At 44.3% G+C, this 8,731-nt stretch carries 3 protein-coding genes; 1 reads left to right on the top strand and 2 read right to left on the bottom strand.

Features of this window, described 5'->3' with window-relative positions; all coding sequences use genetic code 11:
* Positions 1-92 precede the first annotated feature (92 nt).
* Both H5647_RS07590 and H5647_RS07585 read right to left on the bottom strand, forming a co-directional pair.
* Complete coding sequence (locus tag H5647_RS07590; protein WP_162926323.1) at positions 93-6,467, bottom strand: type I polyketide synthase; 6,375 nt, start codon at positions 6,465-6,467, stop codon at positions 93-95.
* Positions 6,468-6,481: 14 nt separating this feature from the next.
* Positions 6,482-7,057 (bottom strand): hypothetical protein, encoded by a 576-nt coding sequence (locus H5647_RS07585; RefSeq protein WP_045857581.1) that lies wholly within the window; start codon positions 7,055-7,057, stop codon positions 6,482-6,484.
* Positions 7,058-7,818: 761 nt separating this feature from the next.
* On the opposite strand from H5647_RS07585, the gene H5647_RS07580 reads away from it, so the two are divergent.
* Positions 7,819-8,463: a hypothetical protein gene (locus H5647_RS07580; RefSeq protein ID WP_045857579.1), complete on the top strand. Its 645-nt coding sequence runs from the start codon at positions 7,819-7,821 to the stop codon at positions 8,461-8,463.
* Positions 8,464-8,731 lie beyond the last annotated feature (268 nt).

Genomic DNA, 8,731 nt, shown 5'->3' with positions numbered 1-8,731 from the left:
GCAAACCAGTGGTGCGAAGACGCACGCAACCATCGCCCTCCTTTTGGAGGACGAGTGTTAGTGAACAAAACATAGTTAGAAATTAAGAATATCTAGCCGGCATTTATTTCTGGCATATCAGTTTCTTCCGTTGAACCTTCTTCTGAGTAGTCACTCATAACCTCCTCAATTAGCTCTTCAATCTGAACCAATATTTTGGTTGCGAGCATGGCAATACTGGGGCCGCTAATTAACTCAATAGTGGGGATATCCACCCCTAACTGTGTTTTCAGGGCCATCGATATTTCCACCGCCATTAGCGAGTCGACACCGAGATCTATAATGCTGGTATTTGGGTTGATAGCTTCAGCTGGCATCTTAAAAATAGCGCCGAAACGAACGGCAAGTTCGTGCTGAACATACTGCGTTCTTTCCTCGCTATCTTTATCAATAATATTTTCCAGTACTTCCATCAATTTAATGCGATCTTCATTATTGTTTTGCGCGTCGAGAAGATTTTGATAAAAGCCTGACTGGGAAAGTGACGGATTACTTTTACTCCACTGGTTCCAATCAATATGGAATATACCGGTTTGGCTGGTTGTACCTAACAACACTTTTTCCATGCCTCCCAAGGCTACGCGGTTAGATACGCCGTAAATTCCTGCTAGCTCAAGTACCTTCACTAAGCTTTCATTGCTAGCGAGTACTCCGCTATCACTTAGCGCACCCCAGTTAATCGTTTTAGCGGGTACACCTCGGCTTTCCAGGTAATGTGCAAAGCTGTCAAGAAAACTATTAGCCGCAACGTAATTGGCTTGCCCTGCGTTCCCAATGAGAGATGAAATGGACGAGAACATTAAGAAAAAATCTAGACGCGTAGTGTCTAGTGTAGAGGCGAGATTGATAGCACCTTGTATTTTGGGCGCTAGTACACGCGCAAACTGGTCTCTATCGAGCTGTTCTAAATAAGCATCGCCCAACACCATAGCGCTGTGAAGCACGCCTTTGATGGGGGGTAACGTTTGGGTGACTTTCGCTACGGCTTCCTTCAAACTCTCTGCGTTGGTAATATCTACCGCGCAGACTTCTACCTGTACACCGCTCGCTCTTAGCTTGTCCACGACAGTAATCGCGTCGGCCTGTTTTAATCCGCTTCGGCTCATTAAAACAAGGTGCTTGGCCCCTTTTTCGACAAGCCATTGTGCACATTGAAGGCCAAAGCCTTGAGTACCACCGGTAACAATATACGTTCCGGCTAGCTCAAAACTTTCCTCTTCGTGCTCCACCCTAAGAGGAACTGTTTCATTTTTCATGGTGACGTGCAGCGCGGCCGTTGAACCACCTTTCAGCTCTGCCGCTGCGGTAGCGATATCTCTAAGTTCAAACGCCGGCAATGGTGGATACTCATCAATTGAATGAGCTAACTCAGCAACAATATTTTCTATTTCAGTGCGAACATAAGCATAATTATGCGCAAACAAATAATCCACATCAATAATGTGGTAGGTGCAATTACGGGGAGGAACTTCCTGTTCTAGCGCGCGTTGCATTTGACTGGACTTGAAGTCAATTACATTCGCAAAAGCGTTAAGTAGATGTATTTGAGAGAAGTTTTTTCGACCGTTATTGACGAGTATATCGACACCACTGCATACAGATTCTACGCTTTCTTCCCAGCCTGCACTTTCGGCAAAGTAGCGCACGTTATCGAGACCTTTCACATCCATTTCAGCGAGTGGTGAACAGTCTTCATCAACGAATATCACCGTACTATTATGCTCAGCGCAATAAGCAATCAACGTTTGGGTGAAAGCGCTCCAATTGCCATACACCAATAGCGTAAGGCTTTTATCTGTCAAAGCAACTTGGCGTAAAGCAAGCTTCGCGCGGAAAATCTCATATACATCCGGAAGCCGCACATTGGAGAGTGATTGCGGTATTTTAAAAATACGGTCACGGGGTACGATGCTAAAATTTTTGATGCCGTGCGGGTGTAACGAGAGAACACAATCGCCAGCGGTAAAGCCAACAACATCTTCAGCGTATTTATCGATATACCCCACACACTGCATTCCGGCTCGGTATTGGAAGAAATGCTTTGATGGATCTTCTGGAAATACTTGTAGCTGGCTATTCGCACTATCCCAATAGGATAACGTGAAATAATCGGCTTCTATTTTTACACTGCCGGCAGGTATGATTTCAGCCCCTGAAAGCGGTGTATTGCAACCAGAGAAAGGAAATTCATCATGTTCGAGGCTGCCAAAATCACGCACGGCCACTTCTTGCCTAAATCGAGATTCGGTTGTTTCTATATACTCTTCTTCATCGTCTAATTGAGAGAGCAAATGTTGATACAAAGAATGCCCGCGAATCGCAAGTTCTTGTATCCCCATGTCCAATTCAAAAACTTCTCGACAGAATATTTCGAACTCTTCGTACGTAGCGTGGGTGAAATCCACGCTGGAGCACTCGATATTAGGGTGCTCGGTATTAATGGTTCGGCAAAGCCCTATCAAGCTAGACGACGAAATCCCGTCCACTCTATCGCTATCCAATACTTTACACGCCTGCTGAGTGCAAAGGTACAGCCTAATGGTTTTAGCGGGATCAGACTTATGCAATGCCTTAACAATGTCAGTGATACGAGCACAATGATCTACAGACTGATTAAGCGCGTTCGCAAGCGGCGTTGGCGCCTCGCACATATAGACGATAGCATCGATATCGCGCTGCTGTATTAGTTGTTCAAATGCAGTCGTTTCAAAATCCGAAAAAGCTATAGCACTGTTTGATTGAGCTAATAATGATGTAAGCGCCGTAGCCTTTTCACGCTCGTCGAAGAGAGTAATAACGCCTGCTGGCGTTACTGAGCGAGCCTCAAAGTCACTGCTATCTAACGGCTCCCACATAGTGTTGTACAACGTATTGATTCCACTCTCGGCACCATCAGTCATGGGCGCTAAGGCCTGACACGTTACACCAGACAGCTCCACTATAGGCTGGCCTTCTTCGTCGAACAAAGTAAAATCGGCTTTTAAAGAGGTGGCCGAGATCCAAAGCAATTGGCCCACTACAGTGCAGCGTTCGCTAACCTTACCGTTAAAAATTAACTGCTCTATTTTTACCGGTACAAATGGAACATTATAGTCTCCTCCGAAGCAAAACATGGTTTGAAAAATACCATCCAGTACCGGTGGAGGAAGTAAATATTTATCGCTATCGTCGCTGTCCAGCGTATTGGTTAATTCTGCTACTACACTGCCGTTCTTACTCCACATATTTTTAATCGGTTGAAAGTAAGGGCCGTATTGAAGCCCATTGTTCGCAACGGTCTGATAAAACGCAGTAATATCGGCAGGCACATATTCGCTAGTGCACGGAATTTTCTGTACCTTGAACGCACTTACGTTACTAACATTTTGATAGTGGCCTTCCATATGAAAAGCCCAATTTTCCTGAGGTGCAGTGGTGGTGCTAAATATTCGGAAGGTATCTTTTTCGGGATTACACATCGAAATAATGCGCGTTTCTTCATCACTGGCAAGATCGGGTAACGCAAGAATTCGACGGAAAGAGATATCCCTTAAGCAAACGACAGGGCTATCAAAAACTCTGTTGTAGAGTGCGAGTGCAGCTTCCACATAGAAAGCACCCGGCAATATTATTTTATTGCCGATCTGGTGATCTTTAATATAGGGGAACAGCGAATCACTCAATTCAACCTGCCAGCTTGGTGCTGGGAGCTGCATGTTACGGTACAAGATAGGATGACCCTTCTCACCAAACTTATCCTCAATAAATTTGGGTGCGCCGTAGTTGCAATTCACTCGTTGCCACGGGTAAATCGGCAACTTCATGTGGCTGTCACGCCCTTTTTGAATATCGCCCCAATTCAAATTAAAGCCCTGAGTGTATAAACGACCCAAGGATTCTAGTAGCGTATTCGCTTCAGGTGTTTTTCGGTTTAACGACGAGAACACATGACCAGTAATACGAGCTTCTGTAAGTATTTCTTTGATAGAGGAGTTGAGAACAGGGTGTGGCCCCACTTCAAGAAAATTGGTGTATTCATCTTTACACAATGTGGTGATCGCTTTCGAGAAAGACACACTTTCACGGACGTTGTGCCACCAGTAGTCTGCATCAAAATCGTTCTGCTTAGCCAGCGCTCCTGTTACTGTGGAGTAACAAGGAATCACCGCTTCTTTTGGCGTGACACTTGCGAGATGTTGTTTAATATCCGCCTCTATCGGCGCCATAAGTGGGCTGTGGTAAGGCACCTCGACCTTAAGCGCACGATTAAAAATCGATTGCGCAGTAAACTGCTCCGCTAATTCATCTAACGCACTCTGTTCACCTGCAAGCGTAACAGCACTAGGTGAATTAATTGCGGCAATCGAAACCTGCTGGCTATAGCGTTCCAGGTAAGGCAGAACGGCATTATCCGATAAGCCAACCGCTAACATACCACCGGTATGCGCCAGCGTGCTTTGCAATAGGCTTCGGTAATAACTCACTAATAGTGCATCGTCTAAACTCAGCATGCCCGAGATGTAGGCCGAGGTAACCTCGCCTACACTGTGACCAACGACTGCATCCGGTTGTATTCCCCACGATAACCACAATTCGGTGAGCGCAGCTTGGATAGCGAAGTTTAAAGGTTGTGCGATTTGCGTTTTCTGTACGCTAGACGAGGCTTCGTCTGCTAGCATTTCTTTGAGTATCGACCAACCAGAAATTTTCAAAAACGCCTGATCATATTCTCTAATTTTTTCGGCGAATAACGGCTCGCTTTCAAACAGCTCTTGCCCCATGCCCCACCATTGAGGCCCCATACCAGAGTAGACGAAAACTAATTTTTCAGCTTTTGCAGCAGAATCACCAACCGCTACACCCTCACACGGAATATCATGTTCAAGATTATGCAGCCTCGCCAACAGTTCCTGCTTGTCCGCGCCAAAAACAAAGGCGCGTTGGTCGTAGTGATTACGTTTAGTGGAAACACGTCTTAACAGCGTGTTTATTGTTGCATTTTCCGCTGAATCAATTATGGCGGAATACTGTTGCGCAACCGCCTTAACCGACGCTAAACATTTGCCCGATACAGGTAACATAAGCGGTGCATCTAGCGCTTCGTTTTCATCGTTATTACTTTCAATAGAACGATCTATTGGCGCTTCACTTAGAATAATATGAGCGTTCGTGCCACCATACCCAAAACCATTTACACCCACATATTTTGTTTTATTATCCGTTGGCCATTCTATTAATTCAGTTGGAACCTTTAAACACATATCGTCGAATGGAATAGCGGGGTTTGGCGTTTCGAAGTGAAGGTTTGCCGGAATCTTTTTATGGGAAAGGCACAGTATTGCTTTTAGTAAACCTGATACGCCTGCAGCGGCCTCTAAATGACCAATATTCGTTTTCACAGACCCTATAACAAGTTTGCCTTGCCTGCCTTTCTGAAAGACATCATTCAAGGCACTTGTTTCTGCGGTATCTCCTGCTTGGGTACCCGTACCATGCGCTTCAACATAATCGATATCTTGAGGCTGAAGATTGGCTTTACGCAGTACGTGACGTATTAATGTGGACTGCGAGTCAGGATTGGGCGATGTAATACCTTTGGAGGTACCATCTTGATTGACGCCAGTGCCTTCGATAACCGCATAAATATGGTCGCCATCACGCTCTGCCGCATCCAACGATTTAAAAAGCAGCATGCCCGCACCTTCTCCACGCGCATAACCATTCGCTCTTTCGTCCCACGTAAAACAACGACCGTCTTTGGACAGTAACTTACCTTTGCACATTTCAATAAAATGCTCAGGCTGAGTCATGATGTTCACACCACCGACAAGCGCGGTATCACAATCCCCTGCGAGTATACTTTCCACGGCATAATGAGCAGAAACCAGAGACGAAGAGCAAGCTGTATCTATCGTTAGGCTCGGGCCTTTCAAGTTAAATATGTACGATATTCTATTGGAAAGCATAGTCGCAGTTGAACCAGTAACGGATTGGCTGATGTACCAATTCCTGTTATCGGCATTTGCGGCTTGAACATGGGCATCCATACAAAACCCGCCAATAAATACGCCCATATTTGACTCAGCATAATGCTCTTCGGTATAGCCGGCATCCTGAAAAGTTTTAACCGCAATTTCAAGCAACAAACGTTGCTGCAGGTCCATGATTGATGCTTCACGAGGTGAAATACCAAAAAACAACGGATCAAAAGCATCCACCTCACGCTGCAGAAACCCGCCGCGAGTTACATACATCTTGCCTGGTTTGTCCGACTCATATGGCGCATAAAAGCGTTTAGCGTCCCAGCGATCTGATGGAATATCCACCGTCGCATCAATTTTATTTTCGAGTAAATTCCAGTACGATTTTTGGTCTTCCACTCCGCCAGGCAACGACATCCCTAAGCCTATAATCGCAACTTTATTTTTATGAGGTGTTGTAGTGATCACGAACAATAGCTCCCTTATTTGTTTTTAATCTGGAAATAACCGAGTGCTTTTTCAGCAATAACGATAAGAATAAACGGCAGGCCTCCGGCCAAATTTTCATTACCCTTAAAAAACCACGCTATGAAGGGGCTGCAAAAAATTACCGCAAGCACACCGTATGAATAGAATTTGTACCGAGGTGCGGGGTCGATGGGGTCTAGCACTCCATTCGAGCGCCTTACATGCCAAATGGCACTGATAACGAATATAAACAAAAACATTCCTATCTCTCTTAGGAACAAGAAAAACTCACCGATACCACCCACATTGACCAATAACATTGCGCTGGCGAAAACAAAGAATACATTGGTAGAAAAATAAAGCGGAGAGACTCTAAACTTTACGAAAATATAGAGTACGGTGGAAAATACAGTAACAGCACCCCCTAAAAATATACGCTGAACAATATCTAAATCGAATGTTCTCGCGAAAATAAACAGTGTAAGCGCGAGCATTTCGAATGACGAGAAGAACAACTGGTACAGAAACACTCTTATTTTTTCTTGTGGACTTACCTTTAGCTTTATTTCGTTCTCAGCTGAAATATTCATACAGTTCGTTTTTCCATTTACGAGAAGTTTTATATCGAGTGAATATCTGTCCACCCGGTTTTACTCTGCTGACAGATAGCGTGTCGGCCCTTCAGTATTGACAGAGTGATTTAATTGTCTACGCAGGCATATAGGACAAACAAAACCATTCCAATGCCGCGCCTTAATGATCAATTTTACGCCGCCAAAAAAATCAAGCCGTAGTCCAACTAATAAAAAAGTTTTAGTTAAAATAGTGGGGTACGTAAATATTGAGTTGAATAAGCGGCTAATAATTAAATGCCATTTGGTCTGAAACCGCGACAAAGCTAGCACAGCTTTGCTTATCGTCAAGGCTACAAAACAAATAAACTTAATAAATTTGTTAATTTTCCTTAATTGTCGCTTAACTCTTCATTTTTCACGCGACATATTTTCTAAGTATTCGTTTATGTGTCATATTTAAAACAATCGACGACAGTGCGAAAACTAACATACAAACAAATTTAAGAAATTTAGTTTTAAATTGTCGACGTTTTTTGTGATGCAGGTAACAAATAAAGTCGCGTCAAAAAACATAGTGAATATGTGAACTAAAAATTGAACAGCAATCAGGCTACCACTAAAGTGCTACCGTTAAAATTCAGTTAATGTCTATTATCTCTACACTGTTTCAGCACGATACCTAACGCCCTTATGGCCAACGCGTTGTCATAACGTGACAGTAAAAGCATGCTAGTATTCGCCACTTTCAAGAGACGTGTTTTCAGGAGAAAACAAGAATGAAACATTTATTGATTGCGATAGGTTTAATTGTTCTGGCTGGATGTGCAGGTAAGACAAAAGATGAGCCTATTGCTGAACTGTCTATATGCGCAAATGGGGAATGTGTTCCGGCTCAGCAAGCTTATTCTCGTGAATTGCTGTTTACGCATTTAGAAGCGCTTCTTCAGGCAAATGAGGGAGTAAATATTCCGATTTGCGTCGCCAAACCTCACGATAAAACATGCATCAATGAAGATGTGTGTTATCTCGTGATGGGCGGCATTGTTCCCGGAAGTGGCTGCGCACAACACCTTACATTCACCAATGTAAGGTCTTCTGACACGGCAGCTATCAATATGGATACAACCATGCCGCTGAGCTTTATCGGAACAAAAGTGAGCTGTGGTAGCGCGGTGAGTCGCATTAGTGTCATCTCGATTAATGAGGTAACCCTAGCGCTAGACGCCTATCATTGTAGCTGGATGGTAATGGGACAGATGAGCGCCACCTTTAGCTTTAGAGTTGAATCCATCGACATAGAAAAAGGTGTACTCGCTGGATACTGGCGACATGGGGTAAGCGGCACAGGCAATGGCCGTGGCGCAGGCTACGCGCTTTTAACGTTTACAAATAATGTGGGCTGGAAGGAAACCGCTCTATAAAGGAACGTATTTTTGGGTTAAAAACGCGGTAAATACTCGCGCGTAGAGGGGCTATTGTAAAGCGCGTTTTACTCTCGAAACCACAGCCCCCCTATCACGACTATGTGTTTGGTGTTTTTTACGGCTCAATGGTTACCATATAGTCACCACGGCGCAAACTGCCCGCACCCCTTCGGGTTTATACGTACAGCGCCAAGGTTACTTAACCAAAAACACAGGCTGTATTGTAGGTGTTGGGCTAGAAGAATAGTCAGAGCGCCTGATGTAA

The organism is Teredinibacter purpureus (genome assembly GCF_014217335.1).
Classification (GTDB): domain Bacteria; phylum Pseudomonadota; class Gammaproteobacteria; order Pseudomonadales; family Cellvibrionaceae; genus Teredinibacter; species Teredinibacter purpureus.
Note: the sequence above shows the minus strand (reverse complement) of the source record. Positions and strands in the feature narration are given on the sequence as shown.

Coding starts and splice junctions, on each gene's coding strand:
- H5647_RS07585 (WP_045857581.1), bottom strand. CDS start 7,057: ATGAATATTTCAGCTGAGAACGAAATAAAGCTAAAGGTAAGTCCACAA.
- H5647_RS07580 (WP_045857579.1), top strand. CDS start 7,819: ATGAAACATTTATTGATTGCGATAGGTTTAATTGTTCTGGCTGGATGT.